Raw genomic sequence first — 22980 nt, 5'->3', positions numbered from 1 at the left:
GGGACAGGCCGAAGAGGAGGTCCGATGCCATGGATGGCATCGGTAGCGCCCAGGGATGGGTTCACAGCGCCTCCTCGCAGGCCTGTCGCCGGAACAGCCCCGTGCTTCACCGGGAGAGCAACTAGCTCCGCATCGCCAATGTTCTTTATTTCAAAAGGAGAGCCCCATGAAGACCAAACCCGTACTCACCCTGAACGACGTCAACGCCATCCTCGATGCCGCTCAGCAAGAAGCGGAAGCCAATGGCTGGAAGGTGACCATTGCCGTGGCCGACGACGGCGGTCACCTGCTCGGCCTGCGCCGCCTCGACGGCGCCCCGGCCATGACCCCCGACATCGCCACCCAGAAGGCCCGCAGCTCAGCGCTCGGCGCCCGCGAGACCCAGGCCTTCGAGGACATGATCAACGGCGGTCGTAACGCCTTCCTCTCCGCGCCGATGCAGGGCCTGCTCGCCGGCGGCGTGCCGGTGATGGTCGAGGGCCAGATGGCCGGTACCGTGGGCGTTTCCGGCGTCAAGCCCGACCAGGACGTACAGGTCGCCAAGGCCGGCATCGCCGCCGTCGCCTGAGGCGAAACCGAAAAGGCCGGCCGCGCTCCCTGCCGATACAGGGTACCGCGGCCGGCCTTTTTCATGCGCAACCGTAGCGCCCGATCACGCCCTGCCGGAGCGACGGTGGCGCAGCTCGCCGTTCAACGCCTTGATGATGGTGTAACACATCAGCAGCATCACGATGGAGAACGGGATCGCCGTGGCCGTCACTCCCGCCTGCAGCGCGGCAAGACCGCCGCCGAGCAGCAGCACGATGGCGACCAGCCCCTCCACCACGGCCCAGAACATCCGCTGCGGCCGGGGCGCATCGATCTTGCCGCCGGCGGTAATGGTATCGATCACCAGCGAGCCGGAATCCGACGAGGTGACGAAGAAGATCAAGGCCAGCACGATGCCGACGGTCGACATCAGCGCGGTCAGCGGCAGCTCGTTGAGCATGCCGAACAGCGACAGCTCGGGGCGGTAGCTGTCGATCACGTACTCCTTGACCAGGCTGGTCTCCGGCGCGGCATAGAGCTGATCAAGAGCAACGCTGCCGAACACCCCCATCCAGATGAAGATGAACAGGCTGGGAATCAGCAGCACGCAGATTACGAACTCGCGTACCGTGCGCCCGCGCGAGACCCGGGCAATGAACATGCCCACGAACGGCGCCCAGCTCACCCACCAGGCCCAGTAGAAGATCGTCCAGTCCTGACGATAGGCGTCATCCTCACGGCCGAAGGGAGCCGACAGCGGCACGAACTCCGTCACGTAGGTCGCAAGCCCCGTCCAGAAACCGCTCAGCGCCACCAGCGTCGGGCCGGCCAGCAGCACGAAGAAGAAGAACAGCACCGCCATGGCCATGTTGAACTCGGAGAGTTTCTTCACGCCGCCCTCCAGCCCCCGCCACACCGACACCAGCGCCACCGCCGTGACCAGCAGGATGATGATCACCTGAGCGGTGGCGCTGACCTCGAGCCCGAAGACGAAATTCATCCCCGCGTTGGCCTGCTGCGCCCCCAGCCCCAGCGAGGTGGCCAGACCAAACAAGGTGGAGAACACGGCCAGGATGTCGATCACGTGCCCCCACCAGCCCCACACCCGCTCGCCGAGGATCGGGAAGAAGGCCGAGCGGATGGAGAACGGCAAGCCCTTATTGTAGGTGAAGATGGCCAGTGCCAACGCCATCACCACATAGACCGCCCAGCCGTGAATGCCCCAGTGCAGGTAGGTGCCGGCCAGGCCCAAGGCCGTCGCCTCGCCGATGGCTGCGGGGTCGAGTTCACCGTCGGCCCCGAATGGCGAGGCGATGCCCAACGGCAAGGAGACGTTGGCGTGATAGACCGGCTCCAGCACGCCGAAGAACAGCAGGCCGATGCCGATGCCGGCGGAAAACAGCATCGCGAACCAGGAGAGATAGCCGTAATCCGGACGGGCATCGGGACCGCCCAGGCGCACCGAGCCATAGGGGAGCAGCACGAGTGCGATACAGAACAGGATGAAGAAGTCCACCACCAGCATGAAGTACCAGTCGAGGCTGCCGGTGGCGAAGCCAACGATGGTCTGGAAGATGGCGCCCGCTCTTTCCGGGAACAGCAGAGTGAGGATGATGAAGACGACGGAGGCGAGTGCCGAGACGGCAAAGACCCGATTGTGGATGTCGAAACCGATAGGTCCCAGCCGCCCCTCGATATTGTCCTGCCCCACGGTGTAATCCGTCTGCATGTCGCTGGTCGATGCTGGATCGCCTGGACTACCCATAACGATATTCTTCCCTTCTATCTAAAATAAATAAGAATTTATTATACACCCTATGAACCCCACCCTCCTGTCACAAGCTCCTGTTGATTGCCGTTTCATCGTTTCGGTAGGAAGCGCAACGGCCATCTATACTGACAGCGCCAGACCAGAACACGGTGCGCCACCGGCCTGAGTGGCGCCCAGACGATAGCGGGATATCGACAAATTGCAGGGCCGGCCGAATGGCAATGACTGGGCTGCGCCCAACGGGAGGACCCCACCATGATCAAGAAGCTCTTTGCCGCCATGGTACTGCTAGCCTTTGCGTTACCCGCCTGGGCACACATGTGTCCTGCGCTGATGTCCGAGATCGATGAAGCACTGCAGGACGAGGAGAAGGTCGCCCAACTGAGCGAGGACGAACTGGAGCGCGTACACGAGCTGCGCGCCCAGGGCGAGCAGTACCACAACGACGGCGAACACGACCAATCCGTCGATGTCTTGAACGAGGCCAAGGAGATCCTCGGCGTCTAAGCCCTGTGCCGGGCGCCTCTCCTCGGCGCCCGACACCTGACGCCACACCACTCCGGCGTCGCCTGCAGGCCTACCCCTGCGGTGCGGCGCACTCCAGGATCCACTCCCACAGCGCCCGCTTCGCCTCACCCGGTGCATCCGGGCGCGCATCGACCACGCCATAGCCGCGTGCCGAGCGCAGCCTCATGTCGCTCAGGCCAATCAGCATGCCTTTATCCAGCAGATCGTCGACCAGGCCGCTCCAGCCCATGGCGATGCCCTGCCCAGCGATCGCCGCCTGGATCAGCAGCGTGTAGTTGTTGAACGTCAGCTCCGACGACTCGTGATAGGCGATGCCGCCCAGCTGCCGGAAGTAGCTCGGCCAGTCCAGCCAGCGCTGTCCCTGGTCGGCGGTCAGGGTCAACAGCGGCGCTCGGCTGAGCGCCTCGATGCTCTCGATCGGCCCATGCTGCTGCAGGAAACCGGGGCTGCAGACCGGAAAGACATCTTCGTGGAACAGCAGCGGAACGCCGCCGGCGAGCACCCGTTCGTCGCAGAACACGATGGCGACGTCCACCTCCTGGGTGCGCCAGTCGAGCACGCCCTGGTTGGTCACGATACGCACGTCCACGTGCGGGTAGCGCTCGCGGAAGCTCGGCAGCCGCGGCATCAACCAGTACGCCGCGAAGGAGAAGTCGGTCAGGATGTTGACGTGAGGGTGACGATGCTTGTGCTGCAGACGCTCGATGGTGCGATCGATGCCGGCAAAGCTCTCCTGCACGCTGACGAACAGCGCCTGTCCCGCCTCGGTCAACTTCACGCCCCGGTAGATACGCTCGAACAAGGGCAGACCCAGATGCTCTTCCAGTGCGCGAACCTGCTGACTGACCGCCGACTGCGTCGAGCGCAGCTCGCGTGCCGCCGCGGTGAAACTCAGGTGTCGGGCCGCCGTCTCGAACACCCGCAGGTTATTGAGCGACGCCGACCTAGCCATCCACGACATTAGCTGTCCTAATGTTTTCCATAAAAATTTAGCGAGTTTACAGGCGTTGAGATTAGCAGGGAGACTGTCGCGAAAGCCAGTCACGATACAAGCGTCAGCCCCTGAGAGAAGCCCCATGACCGATAAGCGACCCAACATCCTGTTCCTGATGGCCGATCAAATGACGGCCTCGGCGCTGCCCGTCTATGGCCATCCGCTGGTCAAGACACCGCATCTGTCACGCCTGGCGGCGGAAGGCGTGGTATTCGACTCGGCCTACTGCAACAGCCCGCTCTGCGCCCCCTCGCGCTTCACGCTGATGGCCGGCCAGCTGCCGTCGCGCATCGGCGCCTACGACAATGCCGCCGACTTTGCCGCCGATATCCCCACCTATGCGCACTACCTGCGCGATGCCGGCTACCTCACCGCCCTGTCGGGCAAGATGCACTTCTGCGGCCCCGACCAGCTCCACGGCTTCGAGGAGCGACTGACCACCGACATCTACCCGGCGGACTTCGGCTGGTTCGTCGACTGGGAGAATTTCGACGAGCGCCCGAGCTACTACCACAACATGTCCTCGGTGACCCAGGCCGGCCCCTGCGTGCGCTCCAACCAGCTCGATTTCGACGACGAGGTGGTCTTCCGCGCCAAGCGCTTCCTCTACGACCATGCCCGCAACAGTGCAGTGGGTGGCGGCGAACGGCGCCCCTTCTGCCTGACCGTATCGCTGACCCACCCCCACGATCCCTACATCATCCCGCAGGCGTACTGGGACCGTTATGACCACGACGCCATCGACATGCCGCGCGTGCCCTACTCGCGTGAGCTGATGGATCCGCATTCCCAGCGCCTGCGCCACGTCTACCAGCTCGACGAGGAGACTCTCAGCGAGGCGCAGATCCGTAACGCGCGCCACGCCTACTACGGGGCGATCAGCTATGTCGACGACCAGATCGGCGCCGTGCTGAAGGTGCTGGAGGAGACCGGCCTCGACGACGACACCATCGTCGTCTTCTCCGGCGATCACGGCGACATGCTCGGCGAGCGTGGCCTGTGGTACAAGATGAGCTGGTTCGAGGGCTCGGCCCGGGTGCCGATGATCGTCCACGCCCCGGGCCGCTTCACCCCGGGCCGGGTGCGTGAGTCGGTTTCCACCATGGATCTGCTGCCGACCTTTGCCGAGCTCGCCAACGACGGTGTCGCGCCGGAATACGCCGTACCCATCGACGGCCGCAGCCTGCTGCCGCACCTGACCGGCAGCGGCGGCCACGACGAGGTGATTGGCGAATACCTCGGCGAAGGCGCCATCGCGCCGCTGCTGATGATCCGCCGCGGGCGCTACAAGTTCGTGCACAGCGCGCCGGACCCGGACCAGCTGTTCGATCTCGAGGCCGACCCGCTGGAACTCCACAACCTGGCGCAGGAACCTGCCTATCTGGACCTGTGCAAGCAGTTCCGCGACGAGGTCGCCCGCCGCTGGGACTATGCACGGCTGCACGCCGAGGTAATCGCCAGCCAGCGGCGGCGCAAGCTGGTCTCCCGTGCGCTGATGAAGGGCAAGGTCACGCCCTGGGATCACCAGCCGACGTTCGACGCCAGCACCCAGTACATGCGCAACACCATCGATCTGGACGATCTCGAGCGGCGCGCGCGTTTCCCGGCCGCCAGCGTCGAATAAGCCGTAATGGAAACCGCGACCGACGTTCGCCGGCAGCCGGCCAGACTCGAGCGCTGGCTGCCATTTCTCGGCTGGCTGCCGCAGCAGACGTCGCGCTCACTGCGTGCCGATGCCGTCGCCGGCTTGACCGGTGCGGTGCTGGTCGTGCCCCAGGGGGTGGCCTACGCCCTGCTCGCCGGGCTGGCGCCCGAGTACGGCCTGTATACCGCCATCGTCCCGGCGATACTGGCGGCCCTGTTCGGCTCCTCGCGGCAGATGGTGAGCGGACCGACGGCGGCCCTGTCGATCGCGCTGTTCGCCACCCTGCAGCCCTTCGCCGAGGCGGGAAGCGGCGAGTTCATCTCCCTGGTGCTGACCCTGACCTTGCTGGCGGGGGTTTTCCAGCTGCTGCTGGGGCTGGCCCGGCTGGGCGTGCTGGTCGATCTCGTCTCGCATTCGGTGGTGACGGGTTTCACTGCCGGCGCGGCGTTGATCATCGCCACCAGCCAGCTCCCCTATGCACTGGGGCTAGCCCCTCTGGCGAGCGGTGGCTTCATCGACCTCTGGCCCCAGCTGTTCGCCAGGCTTGGCGACATCCGCCTCGATGCCGTGCTAATCGCCGCCTTCACGCTCACCCTCTGTCTGGCGTTCCAGCGCTGGCTGCCACGCTGGCCGGGTATGCTGCTGGCGCTGGTGGCGGCGTCGCTGCTGGCCGCCTGGCTGGACCCGACGCACAGCGAGATCCTGCGTATCGCCGAGGTGCCGGCAGGCCTGCCACCGCTCTCGCTGCCCGACGTTTCAGCCGACACCCTGCGCCTGCTGACGCCCGGCGCCATCGCCCTGGGGCTGCTGGGCCTGGTAGAAGCCGCCGCCATCGCGCGGGCCTTCGCCGCACGCTCGGGAGAGCGCCTGGACAGCAACCGGGAATTCATCGGCCAGGGGCTCTCCAACATCGGCGGCGCCTTCTTCTCCGCCTACGTCTCGTCGGGCTCGTTCACCCGCTCGGGGCTCAACGCCAGTGCCGGGGCCCGCTCACCGCTGGCGGCCGTGCTGTCCGCGGCGTTCCTGATACCGCTGATGCTGCTTGCCGCCCCTCTGCTGCACCACGTGCCGATGTCGGCCATGGCCGGCTTGCTGCTGCTGGTTGCCGCCAAGCTGGTCGACCGGCACAGCATTCGCGAGACCCTGAGGATCAGCCGCTCGGAAACAGCCATCCTGCTGATCACCTTTTTCAGCACCCTGCTGCTGGCGCTGGAGTTCGCCATCTACTTCGGCGTACTGGCCTCGCTGGCCGTCTACCTGCGCCGGACCACCCGCCCGCCGGTGGTCGCATGTGCACTGTCCCAAGCCCCTGCGGAGATTCAGCAGGCCCTGACGGAGCCAGGCTGCAGCGTCGTGCGGATCGACGGCTCGCTGTTCTTCGGCGCCTGCGAGTCGGTTGCCCGGCAGCTCGAGTCTCACGACCGGCCGAACCTGGTGGTACTGGCGGCGGGCATCAACTTCATCGACCTGAGCGGCATCCATCTGCTCCAGCGCCAGGCCCGCCGTTGCCGGGCTCGGGGCGGGAGGCTGTACCTGGTCTGGACCAAGCCCGACGTCCTGGCCCGCTTGCAACGAGCCGGCCTCGTCGCCGACGAGGGCGATCGGAATCACCACAAGCCAATGGCAATAACAATATGAGGCTTTCCCCATGACACACCCGCATCCCGACAACGAGTCGGTCAATCGACTCAACCCGGCCGTGTTCCACGGCTCGGTGGCCGGCATATTGCTCTTCCTGATCTATACCATCGCCTTCACCGATCACGCGACGGCCTTCTTCAACGCCGGGCTGGACTGGATCGGCAACACCTTCGGCTGGTACTACATGCTGGCGGTCGTTGCCTATCTGCTCTTCGTTGTGCTGATCGGCTTCTCGCGCTTCGGCAAGATCCGTCTGGGGCCCGATCACTCGCGCCCGGAGTTCTCGCTGCTGTCGTGGTCGGCGATGCTGTTCGCCGCCGGCCTGGGCGGCGCCATCCTGTTTTTCGTGGTCTCCGAACCGCTGACCCACTACCTGAATCCGCCCCTCGGCGAAGGCGGTACCGCCGAGGCCCAGCGGCAAGCCATCGTACAGACCTTCATGCACTGGGGCATCTCGGGCTGGGGGCTCTACGTGCTGATGGGCATGGCACTGGCCTATTTCAGCTACCGCCACCGCCTGCCACTGGCGATCCGCTCGACGCTCTATCCCCTGCTGGGCAAACGCATCTACGGCCCCATTGGCGATGCCGTGGACATCGCCGCGGTGCTGGCCACGGTGTTCGGCATCGCCACCGCACTGGGCATCGGCGTGATGCAGATGAACTACGGGCTGACCTATCTGTTCGGCATACCCGAGGGGCTGCCCGCACAGATCATGCTGATCCTGCTGGTAGTGACCCTGGCCACGCTGTCGGTGGTGAGCGGTGTGAAACGGGGCATCCGCCGGCTGTCCGAGCTCAACCTGCTGCTGGTGGCAGGCCTGGTGCTGTTCGTGCTGCTACAGGGCGATACGCTCCGGCTGCTCAACGCCCTGGTCATGAATACCGGCGACTACCTGGTGGCCCTGACCGGCAAGAGTTTCGACACCTACGCCTATGCCCCCGAAGCGCAGGGCTGGTTCAGCGGCTGGACGGTGTTCTTCTGGGGCTGGTGGATCGCCTGGGCTCCGTTCGTCGGCCTGTTCCTGGCGCGCATCTCACGCGGTCGCACCATTCGCGAGTTCGTCGCCGGCGCCCTGTTCATCCCGCTCATCTTCGTGATGGTCATGATGTCCGTGTTCGGCAACAGCGGCATTGACATGGTCGAACAGGGCCTGGTGGTACTCGGCGACCAGGCCGTGAACCGCCCCCCAGCCACTATCTACACCTTCCTCGAGCAGCTGCCCATGGTCGGCGTCACCGCCACCCTGGTGCTGATATTGAGCATCGTGTTCTTCGTCACTTCGGCCGACTCCGGCGCGCTGGTGCTGTCCAATTTCACCTACGTGCTGCGTGACGTGAACCACGACGCTCCCGCCCGGCTGCGCATCTTCTGGTCGGCGATCATCGGTCTGATCACCCTGGCACTGCTGTTCGCCGGCGGCCTGCGTACCCTGCAGAGCGCGGTGGTGATCGCCGCCCTGCCGTTCTCGGCGATCATCTTCCTGACCATGTTCAGCATGTACCGCTCACTGAAGGCCGAAACCGGCAAGGCCGACGTCCGCCATCAGGTGATCGCCAGCGCGGCCGCCAACAGCGACTGGCGTGAGCGTCTCGACCGCACCCTGGACGGCACGACGCAAAATGGCGCCGAGGCCACGCTGCGCCATGCCATTCGACCGGCGCTACTCGAGCTGGCCGAGGAGCTCACCCGCCGCGGCCAACAGGCCAGCGTTACCGAGCGGCAGGTAGAGGGCACTCAGCTGCTCTGCCCTACCCTGCAGGTCGACTTCGAAGGCGCCCCCAGCTTCATCTACGGCATACGCCCGCAGCGCATGCAGCCGCCGAGCTTCCTGCCCGCGGACGACGACTACTACCTGCGCCTCGACGTTCACCTCGCCGAGGGTGGCATGGGCCAGGACCTCAACGGCTATACCCGGCTCCAGGTCGTGCATGACGCACTCAACGAGTATCAGCGCCACTTGCGCTTCCTGGCCCATGCCAGCGCGGAAGGGTATCTGGCCAACATTCCCAGCAGACCAAGCCCGGAGGATACCCAGCCTCAGGCCGAGCCCGCTGGCTAGCCGGCCCGGTTTCCACACGCCATGACGCAATGAGCCCCATCTCGGTGGGGCTCACTGCGTTCGGCTCCGTGCATCGCGTGGGCGTTGGTCACTCGCCGGGCCCGGGGCAGCGCATCACAGTGACCTCGAAGTCCTCGCGGTCCAGGTAGGTCAGCGTCAGCACGTCATCTTCCGCCTCGTCTCCCGCTTCGAGCGACATGCGAATCCGTTCGTCCGTGGCCATGTCATCGGCCGGGCAATCGAGCTGGGCCTCCCAGACGTTGTCTCCCTCTTCCGTGACCTCCATGTCACACGAGGCCTCGCCGCCCTCAATACGTGACGGGCCAAGCGTAATGGCTTGATCCTCCTCGTCTCGCGCGCACAGGGCCGGCTCGGTCGCCCAGCGGCCCGCATAGGCGACGGCGTCCTCGAGGGCGGGATCGTCGCCGGGCGATTCGGCCTGCACGTGGCCAGCGAAGACGATCAGACCCAGTGCGGTACACAGTGCCATCCATCCGTAGTGTCGATGCTCCATGGTTCACCTCGACGTTAGCGTTGTGTGTGTTGGCATGACTCGCCCCTATCAGGGTAGACCAAGCCCAGCGAGCGCCAGCCCGAGGCCTGACAACCGGTTAGCTTCCTCATGATTTGCACCCACGCACCAGACCGATATCATGTGACTTTCGCGAGCCCCGGCACTGCGGGGCCACACCATGTCGAGAGGCACCATGCCGCTGCTCTATTTTCTGCCCCCGCTGGGTGCCGTGCTGATCTGGTCGGGTAACATGACCATCAATCAGCTCACCGTAGGCGCCATCGCCCCCAGCAGCATTGCCTTCCTGCGCTGGTTGTTGGCGCTGCTGGTGCTCACGCCCTTCCTGCTGCCAGCTGCCTGGCGCCACCGCCAGACCATCCGCCGCGAATGGGCCAAGCTCGCCACCCTGGGCCTGCTCGGCATGGGGCTGTGGCAGGGGCTGGCCTACGTGGCCGCCGAAACCACCTCGGCCACCAACATGGGCATCCTGGCCGCCATGGTGCCGCTGCTGACGGTGCTGCTCAGCGCACTGATCCTGCGCGAAGCACCCAGCCTCGGCGGCACCATCGGCGGGCTCGTCGCCCTGTTCGGCGTGCTGGTGCTGCTCGGTCGCGGCGACCCGCTCTCGCTGCTGGAGCTGGAGGTAGCGCTCGGCGACCTGCTGATGGTGGTCGCGGCGACCTGCTACGCCCTCTACGGTGTGATGCTCAAGCGCTGGCCGCTGGACCTGCCGCCCTGGGTGCTGCTCTACGCTCAGGTGGTGTTCGCCGTGCTGTTCCTGCTGCCCCCCTATCTGATGGGACCGATGACTCCGGTGGATGGCCACAACGTCTGGTTGATCCTGTATGCCGGCATCCCCGCCTCCATCGTCACCACCTATCTGTGGATGCGCGCCATCCGCCAGATCGGCGCCAGCCAGGCCAGCATCTTCATCAATCTGATGCCGCTGTTCAGCGCGCTGATCGCCATGGCCTACCTGGGCGAACGCATCGCCCTGTTCCATCTGGTCGGTGGTGTGCTGGTGCTGGCCGGTGTGCTCATGGCCCAGACCCTGACTCAGCCGCTCGTACGCAGAGCCACGCGCAACATATGACCGTCGATACCACTTCACTCAATCGGGAAAGGAACTTCTTCGCGAACGACCAGACGTTGTGGCTGTTCGGCTACGGCTCTCTGATCTGGAAGGCCGAGTTTCCTTTCCACGAGCGCCGTCCCGCCCATATCGAAGGCTGGGCGCGGCGCTTCTGGCAGGGCTCCCACGATCACCGTGGCACGCCGGGGGCGCCGGGGCGCGTGGCAACGCTGATCGAATCCCCCGGCGCGCTCTGCCAAGGCATGGCCTATCGTATCGACGCCGACGTGCTGGGCCCGCTCGACGTACGCGAGAAGAACGGCTACCTGCGTGAACGGGTGACGCTGCATTTCGCCGAGGGCGACCATGCCGAGGGGCTGATCTATCTTGCCACGGCGGACAACGCCGCCTTTCTCGGCGCCGCACCGCTCGACGAGATGGCTCGCCAGATCGCCGCCGCTCACGGCCCCAGCGGCGCCAACCGCGACTACCTCCTGCACTTGGCCGACGCACTGGAACAGCTCGGCGCCGAGGACCGGCATGTCTTCGGGCTGGCGACTCGGGTAAGAGGCATAAGAGAAGCATAAAAAGTCAAGTTAGGTAACGCGCGGCCGATATTCCTTCAGAGCACCATGATCGAGAACGGTGCCAGCGACGGGGGACCGGCCGTGAAAGAAACCTTGAGTGCGGTAGAGGCAGACCTGAGCAGGCCCTGGTATCGCCTGCGCTTCAGTTCTGCGGTTGAGGCCCGCTTCGAGGCCGATACCGCCACCCGGCGCAGCCGCCACCTGCTGATCGCCGGCATCGTGGCCCTGGTCATCTACAACCTGTACATCTTCAACGACTATGTCATCAGGCCCGAATCCCTGCTGATCTCCGCCGGGATTCGTTTCGGCCTGATGACGCCTCTGGGCCTTGCAGCCCTCTATGTCATCTACCGTGGGATATCGCCGACTCTGCGCGAAGCGACCATGGCGGCCACCATCGTCATCGCCATGCTGCTCTCCAGTGCGAACTTCTACCTCTCGGACTCGCCCCACTCGTTTCTCGACACTTTCTCGTTCGGCTTGATTCTGCTGGTAGGCAATATCGTTCTCTCACTGCGCTTCGGCTTCGCCCTGGCCTCATCGTTGCTCTGTGCCGTGATCATGACGAGCTTCGTGATTCCTTATGAACACACCGACAGTGCCGTAAAGATCAATACACTGGTCGTCTTCACCTCGAGTGCCATCTTCACGCTGCTGGCCAACTACCGACTGGAGGCCAGCGAGCGCCAGGCCTATCTGCTGCTCTTGCGGGAACGGCTCGGCAACGAAGCCACGCTGCAGTCCAATCAGGTCCTGACGAAGATCTCGACCACCGACCCTCTGACTGGCGTGGCCAACCGTCGCCATTTGGATGAGGTAATGACCCAACGCTGGCACGAGGCCATTGCCGAGCGAACGATGCTCGGCCTGCTGGTACTCGATATCGACTGCTTCAAGAACTACAACGACCGCTATGGCCATCTCGAGGGTGACGTCTGTCTGCGCCGGGTTGCGCAGGAAATACAGCACCACGTGCGTCACGAGCTCGACCTGGTGGTGCGCTATGGCGGCGAGGAGTTCGTGGTGCTGATGCCCAACGCCTCGGCGTCTTCGGCCTTTCAGGCCGCCGAGCGCATTCGCCAGGGCATCGAAGCGCTGGCCATACCCAACGCAGGTGTGTCTCACTCACCAGTGGTCACGATCAGCATCGGTGTTGCCGTGACTCGTCCCAACACGGCCCTTCCACCCTCGCTGCTGCTGTTGCAGGCCGACGAGGCGCTTTACCAAGCCAAGCGCGAGGGGCGCAACCGCTGCGTATTGGCGCAGTTGCAGGAGGGCCAGTCCTCGGCACAGGCGCACCGGGACACTCCCCATGCCACTGGCCTTGCGTCATCCGATGGCGAGACGAAACGGTGAGCTACAGAACGTACATGCGTAGCGGCATCCATAGCCCCATGCCGATCATGATCAGGTTTTCGGTCAGCGACACGAAGCCCAGCGGCACCTTGCTGTCGCCACCCACGCAGGCGCACTTGAGTTCGCGCTTGTCGATGTAGACCGCCTTGAACACCGAGACGGCACCTACCGTACCGATGAACAGCGCGACGGGGGCGGCCAGCCATACCAGGGCGCCGGCCAGCATCAAGATGCCTGCCAGCGTCTCGGCATAGGGGTAGACGTAGCCATAGCGCACCTGACGCTGCGCCAGCAGGTCGTAGTTGAGGAACATGGTGCTGAAGCTCTCCACATCCTTGAGCTTTTGCAGCCCCAGCAGGGTCATGGCAATGGCCACGAAGTACTCCGGCATCCTGGTGCTCACCAGCGAGCCTGTCGCAGTCCAGCTCACGGCAAACCCCATCAGCAGCGCCGTGGCGAACAGGGCGATCACCGGCTGGTAGCTGGTTGCATCATCTCCCGGTGTCGCCAGGCCGAAATGCTCGCGCAGCGCGTCGTAGCCACCGATACGCCGGCCATTGATGAAGGCCTGAGGCGTCGTATCGACCCCATGCTCTTCCTTGAACGCCTCCGTCTCCTCCCGCGTGGTCAGATGATGATCCTCGACCTCGAAACCTTTGCGCTCCAGCAGGTCCTTGCTCTTCAGGCCGAAGGGGCACAGGTGCTCCTCCATGACCATGCGGTATAGCTTGGCCTGCCCCACTGGCTGTCCGTGAGCCATGACATCTCTCCTTGGGTCATGCATTCACCCCAAGGGTAGTCAATGAGAACGTCAGCGAATCCCCGCCCTGAGGAACGACTGCACGAACTGGCGCTGGAACAGCAGGAAGGCGATCAGCAGCGGGGCGATGCTGAGCAGCGTGGCGGCGCTGACGGTGGCCCAGTTGACGCCGGTTTCCGGCGCCGAGAAGATGCCGAGCCCCACGGTGAGCGGGCGGCTCTCCACCGAGTTGGTGACCACCAGCGGCCACAGGAAGTTGTTCCAGTGATGGCTGATCGAGACCAGGCCGTAGGCCAGGTAGGTGGGCTTGGCCAGGGGCACGTAGACCTTGAGCAGGATCGCCATCCAGCCGCAGCCCTCCACCCGGGCCGCCTCCTCGAGCTCCCTGGGAATGGTCTTGAAGGTCTGTCGCAGCAGGAAGATGCCGAAGGCGCTGGCCACGTAGGGCAGCCCGATGCCGGTGATGGTGTCGACCAGCCCCAGGCCGCTGGCGATGCGGTAGTTCTCGACGATCAGCACCTCGGGGAAGACGAACAGTTGGATCAGCACCAGCATGAACAGCACGTCGCGCCCGGGAATGGGAAAGCGGGCGAAGGCGAAGGCCGCCAGGGTGCAGACCACGAACTGCGCCAGCACCACCCCGGTGACCAGCAGGAATGTGTTGAGGTAGTAGCGGGCAAACGGCGCCTGGGCCCAGGCGTTGGCGAAGTTGTCCAGCGTCAGCGGAGCGAACAGGTCGAAGCGCACCATGTAGGCCGGCGGATGGAAGGCGGCCCAGATCGCGTAGAGCAGCGGGAAGATCCAGATGATCGCCAGCAGCCAGGCAGCCGTGTTCTCGAGACTCGGCACACGCAGGGCGTAGCGGCTGGCAGCGGGGCTGATGGCTCGGTTCATTGCGCGGTTCATTGATAGTGCGTCCTGCGGTCTAGCACGGTGAACTTGAGCGTGGCCACCACCGCCAGCACCAGCAGGATCACCACGGTGATGGTGGCGGCATAGGTGCGGTCGAAGAACGAGAAAGCGTTCTCGTAGACGTAGTAGAGCAGCAGGTTGGTGGCGTTATTGGGCCCGCCCTTGGTCAGGATGAACAGGTGATCGACCACCCGCACGGCGTTGATCAGGGCATTGATCAGTACGAACAGCGTGGTCGGCATCAGCAGCGGGAAGGTCACCCGCCAGAAGAAGCTCCAGCGGCTGGTGCCCTCCAGGTCCGAGGCCTCCTTCAGCTCCGGCGGGATGCTCTGCAGCGCCGCCAGGTAGAAGATCATGAAGAAACCGGCCTCCTTCCACACCGTCATCACGATCACCGAGGTCAGCGCCACGCTGGGGTCGCCCAGCCAGTTGACCCCGGAGAGCCCCAGCGCGCCGAGCAGCTTGTTGAACAGGCCGATCTGCGGCGCGTAGAAGAACATCCAGATGTTGGCCGCGGCGATCATCGGCAGGATGGTCGGGGTGAAATAGGCCATGCGCACGAAGCCGCGCCCCGGCAGGCGGGCGTTGACGAACAGCGCCATGCCCAGCGCCAGGGCGATGGAGGTGGGAATGGTGCCGAAGGCATAGATCAGGTTGTTGCGCGCCACCCGCCAGAAGGTGCGATCCTCCACCAGCATGGCGTAGTTCTCCAGCCCGACGAACTCCGGCGGCGCGCCGCGAAAGCCGGGCAGGAAGAAGCTGTTGATCAGCGTCGCCACGGTGGGCAGGTAGGCGAAGGTGCCGAGCAGCACCGCCGCCGGCAGCAGCAACAGCGCACCGTAGATCTGCATGCGTCGGTCGGCGTTGTGGATTACCAAGACTTGACTCCTGCACCATCGCGGGCGCCGGGGATAGGTCAATGAGGAGGTCATTTGCCATGGATGGCAAATGTAGCGTCCAAGGAGGGATTCACAGCGCCTCCTCATTGACCTTTGTTCCCGGCGGCCTCGTCTGCGAAAGCTCGTCGAGTAGGCCTTTCCTCAACGTGAACGTGCGTAGCGGCGCAGCGCCGCATCGGCTTCGGCCTGGGCCTGCTTGAGCGCCTCCTCCGGCGACATCTGACCGGTCAGCGCCGCTTGCACGGCGTTGTCCAGCGCCCGGCGCACCCGCCCGCCCTGGTAGGTGGCCAGCTCCGCAGTGGCGTGCTCGAGCTGGTCGCGGGCTACCGCCGCCGGCGCGAACTCCTCGACGTAGTTGCGCAGCGCCTCGGTCTCGTAGGAGGCCGGGCTCACGCCCATGTAGCCGGTTTCGATCGACCAGGCCGCGGCGCGCTCGGGGTCGGTCATCCAGCGGATGAAGGTCATCGCCGCGCGCTGCTCCTCCTCGGTGCTGTCCTTGAACAGGTAGAAGTTGCCGCCGCCGGTGGGGCTGCCACGCTGGGTGTTCATGGGCAACATGGCCACACCGAAATCGAAGCCGGCCTCGTTGCGCACCGCGGTGAGGTTGCCAGTGGTGTGCCACATCATGGCCGTGGCCTGCTCGATGAAATTCTGGCGCAGCGTGCCCCACTCGATGGTGCCGTCGGGCATGGCCTGATGCTCCTGAGAGAGCGAGACCCAATACTCCAGCGCCTCGATGGCAGCGGGATCGTCGAAATAGACCTCGGTGCCCTCTTCGTTCATCAGCCGGTGACCGTTCTGGAAAGCGAAGGCCTGGAACATCCAGTAGGGGTAGCCGGTGGACGGCACCATCACGCCCCACTGCTGGCCGTTGCTCGCCTCGCGCACCGCGGCGGCCATCTCGGCCATCTCCTCCCAGTTCTCGGGCGGCGTCTCGGGGTCGAGCCCGGCGGCCTCGAAGGCGTCCTTGTTCCAGTAGAGCACGATGGTGGAGCGCTGGAAGGGGATGCCGTAGGTCTGGCCGTCGATCTGGCCGTTCTCCATCAGCCCGGGATAGAAGCCGTCGAGCCATTCACGCTCCTCGTCGGTTTCGATCACCGAGTCGAAGGAGACGATGGCGTCCTGCTCCAGCAGGTCGAACAGGTCGATGGAGAACAGCACCGAGAGCTGCGGCGCATTGCCTGCCTCGATGGCTGACATCGCCCGCACCCGGGTGTCGTCATAGTTGCCGGCATAGATGGCGTTCACCGAAATATCCGGGTGCTCGTTCTCGAACTCGGCCACCAGACCGTCGATCACGTCGGTCAAGGCCCCGCCCACGGCCACCGGGTAGTACATGGTCAGCTCGGTCTGGGCCTGGGCGTTCAGCGAGCCGGAGGCCAACAGCCCGGCCACCGCCGCGGCACCCAGTCTGCCGCCTGATAGAGAGAAGCGTGCGTTCATCGGTTCACTCCTGAAGAGTCGTTCCCTGCGGGATGGGACGAGGCTCGTGCCTCGCGTTCTTGGGTCGAAGCGCCGGCAAGGCCCGGCTCGAAGCGATGGCGCCCGGGCGGTGCGGCCAGGTCGTGCCCCGCAATCGCCAGCCGCTGCCCATCGCCTGCATCGAAGAAGTGCGCCGCCTCGCGCCGCCACTGCAGCCGACAGGGCGAGCCGGCAGCGAGCGACGGCCTGCCGTCGAGACGGGCGCGCAGCTGCTGGCTGCCCACCTTGAGCCGCACAATGCTGTCGGCACCGAGGTATTCGGCATCGATCACCTCGGCGGGCACGCCGGGAGCATCGGCCGGCAGCAGGCGGATCTCCTCCGGGCGCAGACCCAGCCAGTGTCCCTTGGCCTCGTGGGGTGCCACGCTGCAGCGGGGCTCGCCGTCGATCACCGCGCCGTCCGCCGCTGCGGCGAGCGCCACCAGATTCATCGCCGGGCTGCCGATGAAGCCGGCGGCAAAGGCGCTGGCCGGGCGCTCGTAGAGCTCGCTCGGGGTGGCGTCCTGCACGATGCGCCCATCCTGCATCAGGATCACCCGATCGCCCATGCTCATCGCCTCGACCTGGTCGTGGGTGACGTAGATCACCGTCATGCCGAGCCGCTGCTGCAGGGCCTTGATCTCGCGACGCATCTCGCCGCGCAGGCGGGCGTCGAGGTTGGACAGTGGCTCGTCCATCAGGCAGATGGGGTGTTCGGAGATGATCGCCCTTGCCAGCGCGACCCGCTGGCGCTGGCCACCGGAGAGCTGGGCCGGCTTGCGCTCGAGATAGGCTTCCAGATCGACCAACTGGGCCACCCGCGCCAGTCGCTCGCGGCGCTCGGCCTTGGGCACCTTGCGGCTGCGCAGGCCGAAGACGATGTTGTCGGCCACGCTCAGGTGAGGAAACAGCGCGTAGGACTGAAACACCATGCTGATGCCGCGGTCGCCCGGCGGCAGGTGGGTGACGTCGCGCCCGCCGATCTCGATGCGGCCGGAGGACGCCTGTTCGAGCCCGGCGATCATGCGCAGCGTGGTCGACTTGCCGCAGCCCGAGGGGCCGAGCAGGATGACGAACTCCCCCGGCGCCACGTCGAAGCCGATGGCGTCGACGGCAGCGGTATCGCCCCAGCGCTTGCTCACGGCCTCGAGCCGGATGCGCTGATGATCTCGCATGGTGGCGTGCGGGGCGGATGGCTGGCGCTGCGGGCCCTGATCCTGACCCTGATTATTGTTGTCTGGGTTCATACTGCTTCCGCGTTGCCCGTGAAGGCGTGGCATGGCTGTCATCGACTCTCCCGAAACTCAGCGTAGCCGCTAATTCGACGAAGTGCGGCCATGCTGACGACTTTCGATGACACCGCTATGACACGATGACGACCTCCGCCATGTTACGGAGGCAGCGAGCCCGGCATGCTAGACTGCTGGCTTTCCCCTGATCAGGAACCGAGCGCAATGTCCCTTGAAGACCTGCACCTCAATCTCCGCAACCTGACGCAGGACGATTACCCTCAGCTCAAGCAGCTGATGGATGCCGTCTACGACGACATCGGCGGGGCCTGGCCGCAGCACTCCATCGACCGGCTGATTCAGGAGTTCCCCGACGGCCAGATCGCCATCGAGGACGACGAGCGGCTGGTGGGCGTGGCGCTCACCGTACGGGTCGACTACGACGAGTTCTCCAACCCGCACAAGTACGACGATCTGGTGGGCAACCGCGAGATCATCTTGAACGACCCCGAAGGCGACGCCATGTACGGGCTGGACGTGCTGATCCATCCCGATTACCGCGGCTACCGCCTGGGCCGCCGCCTCTACGAGGCGCGCAAGGAGCTGTGCCGCTCGCTCAACCTGCGCTCGATCCTGGCCGGCGGACGCATCCCCCAGTATCACGAGCACGCAGAGGAGCTCTCGCCCGCCGAGTACATCGAGCGGGTGGCGCGCAAGGAGATCTACGACCCGATCCTGTCGTTCCAGTTGGCCAACGACTTCCAGGTCAAGCGGCTGCTGCGCAAGTACCTGCCCGAGGACGAGAAGTCCCAGGGCTACGCCACCCTGCTCGAGTGGAACAACATTCTCTATGAACCCGCCGAGCGGGTGCTGGAGAACCGCCCCACCCAGGTACGGGTGGGCGCGGTGCAGTGGCAGATGCGCGAGTGCGCCTCGGTGGAGTCGGTGCTGCAGCAGGTGGAGTACTTCGTCGATGCCATCTCCAGCTATCAGAGCGATTTCGCGGTGTTCCCGGAGCTGTTCAATGCCCCAGTGATGGGCCTGCAGGACCGCGCCACCCAGCAGGACCAGCTCGCCGCCATCCGCTACCTGGCCGGCTTCACCGAACGGTTCAAGACCGAAATCTCGCGCATGGCGGTCTCCTACAACATCAACATCATCGCCGGCTCGATGATCGAGGTGGGCGAAGACGACCGGCTCTACAACGTCTGCTACCTGTGCCATCGCGACGGCGACATCGAGAAGCAATCCAAACTGCACATCACGCCCCAGGAGCGCCGCGAGTGGGTGATCGAGGGCGGCGACGAGCTGCGCGTGTTCGAGACCGACGCCGGACGCGTCGGCATCCTGATCTGCTACGACGTGGAGTTCCCCGAACTCGGCCGGCTGCTGGCCGACCAGGACATGGACATCCTGTTCGTGCCGTTCTGGACCGACACCAAGAACGGCTACCTGCGGGTGCGCCACTGCGCCCAGGCGCGGGCCATCGAGAACGAGTGCTACGTGGTGCTGTGCGGCAGCGTGGGCAACGTACCGTCGATCCGCAACCTGGACATCCAGTACGCCCAGTCGTCGGTGTTCACGCCCTCGGACTTCGCCTTCCCCCACGACGCGGTGCTCTCCGAGACCACGCCCAACACCGAGATGGTGATCTTCTCCGACCTCGACCTCACCCGGCTCACCGTGGTGCGCGCCGAGGGCTCGGTGACCAATCTCAAGGACCGGCGCAAGGATCTGTTCGACCTGCGCTGGCGCGACTGGTCGTGGAAGTCCGGCTCGCGGCAGGAAGAGAGCTGAGGCCATGTTTCGCCACCTGCGCCGCTGGCGGGCCGAACGCTTCGAGGCCCGCCATCCGTTTCCCGCGGAAGCCTGGGCCGAGGCCCGCTCGCGCCTGCCGCTGCTGACCTTTCTCGGCGACGAGGAGGCCGAGCGCCTGGGCCGGCGCGCCTGGCACTTCCTGCACACCAAGCGCACCAGCATGCACCCCGACCTGGCCGCCCACACCACCTTCGACGAGCCCGCCCAGCTGGCTCTCGCGGCCCAGGCTTGCCTGCTGACCCTGGGCTGGTCGGACGACGACCACGACGAGGCGTTCAGCGGCTTCCACGAGATCCTTATCCTGCCGGACGCCTTCCACCGCCAGGTGGAGGAGATGGACGAATTCGGCGTGATGCACGCCTACGAGGACGAGCGCGCCGGTGAGACCTCGGCCCAGGGGCCGGTGGTGGTGGCCTTCCCCGACCTGATGGAGAGCGGCGACTTCAGCGGCTTCAACGTGGTGATCCACGAACTCGCCCACAAGCTCGACATGGGCAATTCGCTCGACGTCGACGGTTTTCCGCCGCTGCCCCGGGACATGGATCCCAAGGAGTGGCATCGCGTCTTCACCGCGGTGTGGGACGACCTGCAGGCGCACCTGGAACGCGGCGAAGAGCCGCCCATCGACGACTACGCCGCCACCCACCCCGGCGAGTGCTTCGCGGTGTGCTGCGAGGCCTTCTTCTCCGCCCCGGACGTGCTCAGCGGTGCCTACCCCGAGCTGTACGACCTGCTCACCCGCTACTTCCGTCAGGACCCGCTAACTCGCCTTCCCCCGCTCGAGCTCGAGGAAGCCTAGACTCTGCCGCAAAACTGCCTCAGCCACGTTCTAGCAACCCGACCAGCTCCGGCACCGGCTTGTCCGCATGGCCGGCGTCGCTGGCCTGGCGATAGAGCGCCAGCACCGCTTCGGCCACCCCGCCCTCGGCGGCGAGATCCTCGGTCATGGTGCGGTAGTAGCCGATGTCCTTGAGCGCGTTGGCCACGCTGAAGCGGAATCCGGATGGATCGCCAGCTTCGATGTAGGGGCGCAGCCGCTCCAGCACCACCCCACCGCCGCCGCCCTTGCCCAGCACGTCGAGCAGCGCCGCATCGTCGATGCCGGCCCGACGCGACGCCGCCGCGGCTTCGGCCAGCACCGCGGTGAAGCCCAGCGAGACGAAGTTGTGCAAGAGCTTCAGGGTATGCCCCGCCCCCACCGGCCCGGCGTGGGCGATGTTCTCGGCGAAGCATTCGAGCAGCGGGCGCACCTCGGTGAACAGCGCCTCGGGCGCGCCGACGATCAGGTTCAGTCGCCCCTCCTCGGCTTCCTTGGGCGTACGGGTCATGGCGGCGTCCATGAAGCGACCGCCCGCCGCCGTTACGCGAGCAGCGACTCGTTCGGTGGAACTCGGCAGCGCCGTGGAGCAGTCGATCACCAGCGTGCCGGGCGCCAGCCCTTCGAGCACCCCGCCCGGTTCGAACAGCACCGCCTCCACCTGAGGCGAGCCGGTCACGCACAGGATCACCACCTCGGCGGCCTCGGCCACCTCGCGTCCGCTGCCCTTGGCCACCGCACCGGCGCCGAGCAGGTCTTCCACCGGCTGGTTGCCCGGATGATCCAGAAAGCAGAGCGCATGGCCACCGCGCAGAATGTTGGCGGCAATGCCGTGCCCCATCAGACCGACCCCGACCAGGCCGACCCGGCGTGATGCCTTCATGTCTCTCTCCTCTCGCTGTGAATCGTTCGTCTCAACCATGCCGGATCGCCACGGTCTTCAGCCGGGTGTAGCTGCGCAGCCCTTCGAAGCCCTTCTCGCGGCCGTGTCCGGAGCGTCCCACACCGCCGAACGGCAGCTCGATGCCGCCACCCGCGCCGTAGTTGTTGATGAACACCTGACCGCTGCGGATGCCCTTGGCCAGGCGCAGCTGACGGCCGCCGTCGCGGGTCCACACACCGGCACAGAGGCCGAAGTCGGTAGCATTGGCCAGGCGCAGTGCCTCGGCCTCGTCGCGAAAGAGCTGCACCGCCAGCACCGGGCCGAACAGTTCCTCACGCAGCACGGCATGGCCGGCGGGGATGTCGGTGAGTAGATGGGGCACCACGAAATGGCCGCCCACGGGGGCTCCGGCGGCCAGCTCACCCTTCGCCGCCACCCGCACGCCATCGGCCTGGGCGGCTTCCAGGCGTGCCTCCAGGCCGGCCTTCTGGCGGGCGTTGATCAAGGGGCCGCAGTCGGCGTTGGCTTCGCCGGCATCGCAGCGCAGCGCCGCGAAGCGCTCGACTAGCTCGCCCAGCACCGCCTCGGCACAGCTCGCCTCCAGCAGCAGGCGGCTGCCGGCCGAGCAGGTCTGGCCGGCATTCTGGATGATGGCGCGCACCACCGTGTCCAGCACTTGCGGCATGTCGGCATCGGCGAAGACGATCTGCGGCGACTTGCCACCCAGCTCCAGGGTCACCGGCACATGGTGCGCCGCGGCGGCCTGAGCCACCTGAGTGCCCGTGACGGGCGAGCCGGTGAAGGAGAGATGATCGATGGCCGGGTGCGAGGCCAGCGCCGCACCCGCCTCACGCCCCAGTCCCGGCACCACGTTGAGCACGCCGGGCGGCAGGCCCGCCTCGCAGGCCAGCTCGGCCAGGCGCAACACGCTCAGGCAGGCGTCTTCGGCGGGCTTGAGCACCACGCTGTTGCCGGTGGCCAGCGCCGCCGCCACGCAGCGTCCGAAGATCTGCGCCGGATAGTTCCAGGGGATGATCTGAGCGCACACACCATAGGGCTCGCGCAGGGTGAGCACGGCAAAGCCTTCGTCGAACGGTATCGTCTCGCCGTGCAGCTTGTCGGCTCCGCCGCCGTAGAAGCGGAAGTAGCGTGCGCAGGCGCGAATATCGGCCTCGGCCTGGGCCATCGGCTTGCCGGTGTCGGCGCACTCCAGTGCCGCCAGGTTGGCGTGGTCGGCATCGATGGCGTCGGCGAACTGCAGCAGCCACTCGCCGCGCCGCTTCGCACTCCAGCGCGCCCACTCGCCCAGGCTGCCGCTGAAGGCGCGACGCGCAGCGTCGACGGCCACCATCACCTCTTCGGCCTGGCAGCGGGCGATCTGGGCGATGGTCTGGCCGCTGGAGGGGGCCTCCACGTCGAGCAGCGCCTGGGTCGGCACCCATTCGCCGCCGATCAGGGCGTGTCGGGGCGGAATCACGGGTAGCACGGTCATACATCCTCCTT

At 65.8% G+C, this 22980-nt stretch carries 20 protein-coding genes; 10 read left to right on the top strand and 10 right to left on the bottom strand.

Annotation, left to right across the window (positions count from 1 at the left end; translation table 11 throughout):
- Nucleotides 1-166 precede the first annotated feature (166 nt).
- Nucleotides 167-568 (top strand): heme-binding protein, encoded by a 402-nt coding sequence (locus HOP58_RS07585; RefSeq protein WP_010626949.1) that lies wholly within the window; start codon nucleotides 167-169, stop codon nucleotides 566-568.
- 84 nt (nucleotides 569-652) lie between these two features.
- On the opposite strand, the gene HOP58_RS07580 is transcribed toward HOP58_RS07585, so the two are convergent.
- On the bottom strand, nucleotides 653-2257 hold the full coding sequence (locus HOP58_RS07580; protein ID WP_234259991.1) for a BCCT family transporter: 1605 nt from the start codon (nucleotides 2255-2257) through the stop codon (nucleotides 653-655).
- Between the two features lie 297 nt (nucleotides 2258-2554).
- Between HOP58_RS07580 and HOP58_RS07575 the strand changes: the two genes are divergently transcribed.
- Complete coding sequence (locus HOP58_RS07575) at nucleotides 2555-2806, top strand: hypothetical protein (RefSeq protein ID WP_010626947.1); 252 nt, start codon at nucleotides 2555-2557, stop codon at nucleotides 2804-2806.
- Between the two features lie 70 nt (nucleotides 2807-2876).
- Here the strand turns inward: HOP58_RS07575 and HOP58_RS07570 are convergent, their stop codons facing one another.
- Nucleotides 2877-3788, bottom strand: coding sequence for a LysR substrate-binding domain-containing protein (locus HOP58_RS07570; protein WP_234259990.1), 912 nt, complete (start codon nucleotides 3786-3788; stop codon nucleotides 2877-2879).
- Nucleotides 3789-3903: 115 nt separating this feature from the next.
- On the opposite strand from HOP58_RS07570, the gene betC reads away from it, so the two are divergent.
- Genes betC through betT form a run of 3 tightly spaced genes read left to right on the top strand, consistent with a single transcriptional unit; the run spans nucleotide 3904 to nucleotide 9169 of the window.
- The gene (gene betC, locus HOP58_RS07565) at nucleotides 3904-5445 is read left to right on the top strand and encodes a choline-sulfatase (RefSeq protein ID WP_234259989.1); all 1542 of its coding nucleotides are present in this window, start codon (nucleotides 3904-3906) and stop codon (nucleotides 5443-5445) included.
- A gap of 6 nt (nucleotides 5446-5451) precedes the next feature.
- Nucleotides 5452-7104, top strand: a complete 1653-nt coding sequence (locus tag HOP58_RS07560) for a SulP family inorganic anion transporter (RefSeq protein ID WP_234259988.1) — start codon at nucleotides 5452-5454, stop codon at nucleotides 7102-7104.
- Nucleotides 7105-7114: 10 nt separating this feature from the next.
- Complete coding sequence (gene betT / locus HOP58_RS07555) at nucleotides 7115-9169, top strand: choline BCCT transporter BetT (RefSeq protein WP_234259987.1); 2055 nt, start codon at nucleotides 7115-7117, stop codon at nucleotides 9167-9169.
- Nucleotides 9170-9257: 88 nt separating this feature from the next.
- Here the strand turns inward: betT and HOP58_RS07550 are convergent, their stop codons facing one another.
- Nucleotides 9258-9683, bottom strand: coding sequence for a hypothetical protein (locus HOP58_RS07550; RefSeq protein ID WP_234254472.1), 426 nt, complete (start codon nucleotides 9681-9683; stop codon nucleotides 9258-9260).
- A gap of 193 nt (nucleotides 9684-9876) precedes the next feature.
- Between HOP58_RS07550 and HOP58_RS07545 the strand changes: the two genes are divergently transcribed.
- The 3 genes from HOP58_RS07545 (at nucleotide 9877) to HOP58_RS07535 (ending at nucleotide 12698) form a co-directional block, all read left to right on the top strand.
- Complete coding sequence (locus HOP58_RS07545; RefSeq protein WP_234260042.1) at nucleotides 9877-10776, top strand: DMT family transporter; 900 nt, start codon at nucleotides 9877-9879, stop codon at nucleotides 10774-10776.
- Nucleotides 10773-11342, top strand: coding sequence for a gamma-glutamylcyclotransferase (locus tag HOP58_RS07540; RefSeq protein WP_010626940.1), 570 nt, complete (start codon nucleotides 10773-10775; stop codon nucleotides 11340-11342). The genes HOP58_RS07545 and HOP58_RS07540 overlap by 4 nt, the downstream gene beginning before the upstream one ends.
- A gap of 81 nt (nucleotides 11343-11423) precedes the next feature.
- Nucleotides 11424-12698, top strand: a complete 1275-nt coding sequence (locus tag HOP58_RS07535) for a diguanylate cyclase (protein WP_234259986.1) — start codon at nucleotides 11424-11426, stop codon at nucleotides 12696-12698.
- Nucleotide 12699: 1 nt separating this feature from the next.
- On the opposite strand, the gene HOP58_RS07530 is transcribed toward HOP58_RS07535, so the two are convergent.
- The 5 genes from HOP58_RS07530 to HOP58_RS07510 form a co-directional block, all read right to left on the bottom strand.
- Nucleotides 12700-13458: a glutaredoxin gene (locus HOP58_RS07530; RefSeq protein WP_234259985.1), complete on the bottom strand. Its 759-nt coding sequence runs from the start codon at nucleotides 13456-13458 to the stop codon at nucleotides 12700-12702.
- A gap of 51 nt (nucleotides 13459-13509) precedes the next feature.
- The gene (locus HOP58_RS07525; protein WP_234259984.1) at nucleotides 13510-14352 is read right to left on the bottom strand and encodes a carbohydrate ABC transporter permease; all 843 of its coding nucleotides are present in this window, start codon (nucleotides 14350-14352) and stop codon (nucleotides 13510-13512) included.
- Nucleotides 14353-14360: 8 nt separating this feature from the next.
- Nucleotides 14361-15221: a sugar ABC transporter permease gene (locus HOP58_RS07520; protein ID WP_234260041.1), complete on the bottom strand. Its 861-nt coding sequence runs from the start codon at nucleotides 15219-15221 to the stop codon at nucleotides 14361-14363.
- Nucleotides 15222-15410: 189 nt separating this feature from the next.
- Entirely contained in the window at nucleotides 15411-16712 is a 1302-nt protein-coding gene (locus HOP58_RS07515; protein WP_010626920.1) for an ABC transporter substrate-binding protein, read from the bottom strand.
- Nucleotides 16709-17905 carry an ABC transporter ATP-binding protein gene (locus tag HOP58_RS07510; protein WP_276574758.1) on the bottom strand — a complete coding sequence of 399 codons (1197 nt, stop codon included), beginning with the start codon at nucleotides 17903-17905 and terminating at the stop codon, nucleotides 16709-16711. Before HOP58_RS07510 ends, HOP58_RS07515 begins: the two co-directional genes overlap by 4 nt.
- Nucleotides 17906-18184: 279 nt before the next feature.
- Here HOP58_RS07510 and HOP58_RS07505 point away from each other — a divergent pair, with 279 nt between their 5' ends.
- Together HOP58_RS07505 and HOP58_RS07500 are read left to right on the top strand one after the other, a co-directional pair.
- Nucleotides 18185-19756, top strand: coding sequence for a bifunctional GNAT family N-acetyltransferase/carbon-nitrogen hydrolase family protein (locus tag HOP58_RS07505; RefSeq protein ID WP_234259983.1), 1572 nt, complete (start codon nucleotides 18185-18187; stop codon nucleotides 19754-19756).
- 4 nt (nucleotides 19757-19760) lie between these two features.
- Nucleotides 19761-20576, top strand: a complete 816-nt coding sequence (locus tag HOP58_RS07500; RefSeq protein ID WP_234259982.1) for a M90 family metallopeptidase — start codon at nucleotides 19761-19763, stop codon at nucleotides 20574-20576.
- 19 nt (nucleotides 20577-20595) lie between these two features.
- On the opposite strand, the gene HOP58_RS07495 is transcribed toward HOP58_RS07500, so the two are convergent.
- Nucleotides 20596-21477: an NAD(P)-dependent oxidoreductase gene (locus HOP58_RS07495; RefSeq protein WP_234259981.1), complete on the bottom strand. Its 882-nt coding sequence runs from the start codon at nucleotides 21475-21477 to the stop codon at nucleotides 20596-20598.
- A 31-nt stretch (nucleotides 21478-21508) separates the two neighbouring features.
- Nucleotides 21509-22969, bottom strand: coding sequence for an aldehyde dehydrogenase family protein (locus tag HOP58_RS07490; protein WP_234259980.1), 1461 nt, complete (start codon nucleotides 22967-22969; stop codon nucleotides 21509-21511).
- Between the last annotated feature and the right edge of the window lie 11 nt (nucleotides 22970-22980).

The sequence above is a fragment of the Halomonas sp. MCCC 1A11062 genome (assembly GCF_021404355.1).
GTDB lineage: Bacteria > Pseudomonadota > Gammaproteobacteria > Pseudomonadales > Halomonadaceae > Halomonas > Halomonas aerodenitrificans.
This window is presented reverse-complemented; position numbering and strand designations above follow the sequence as displayed.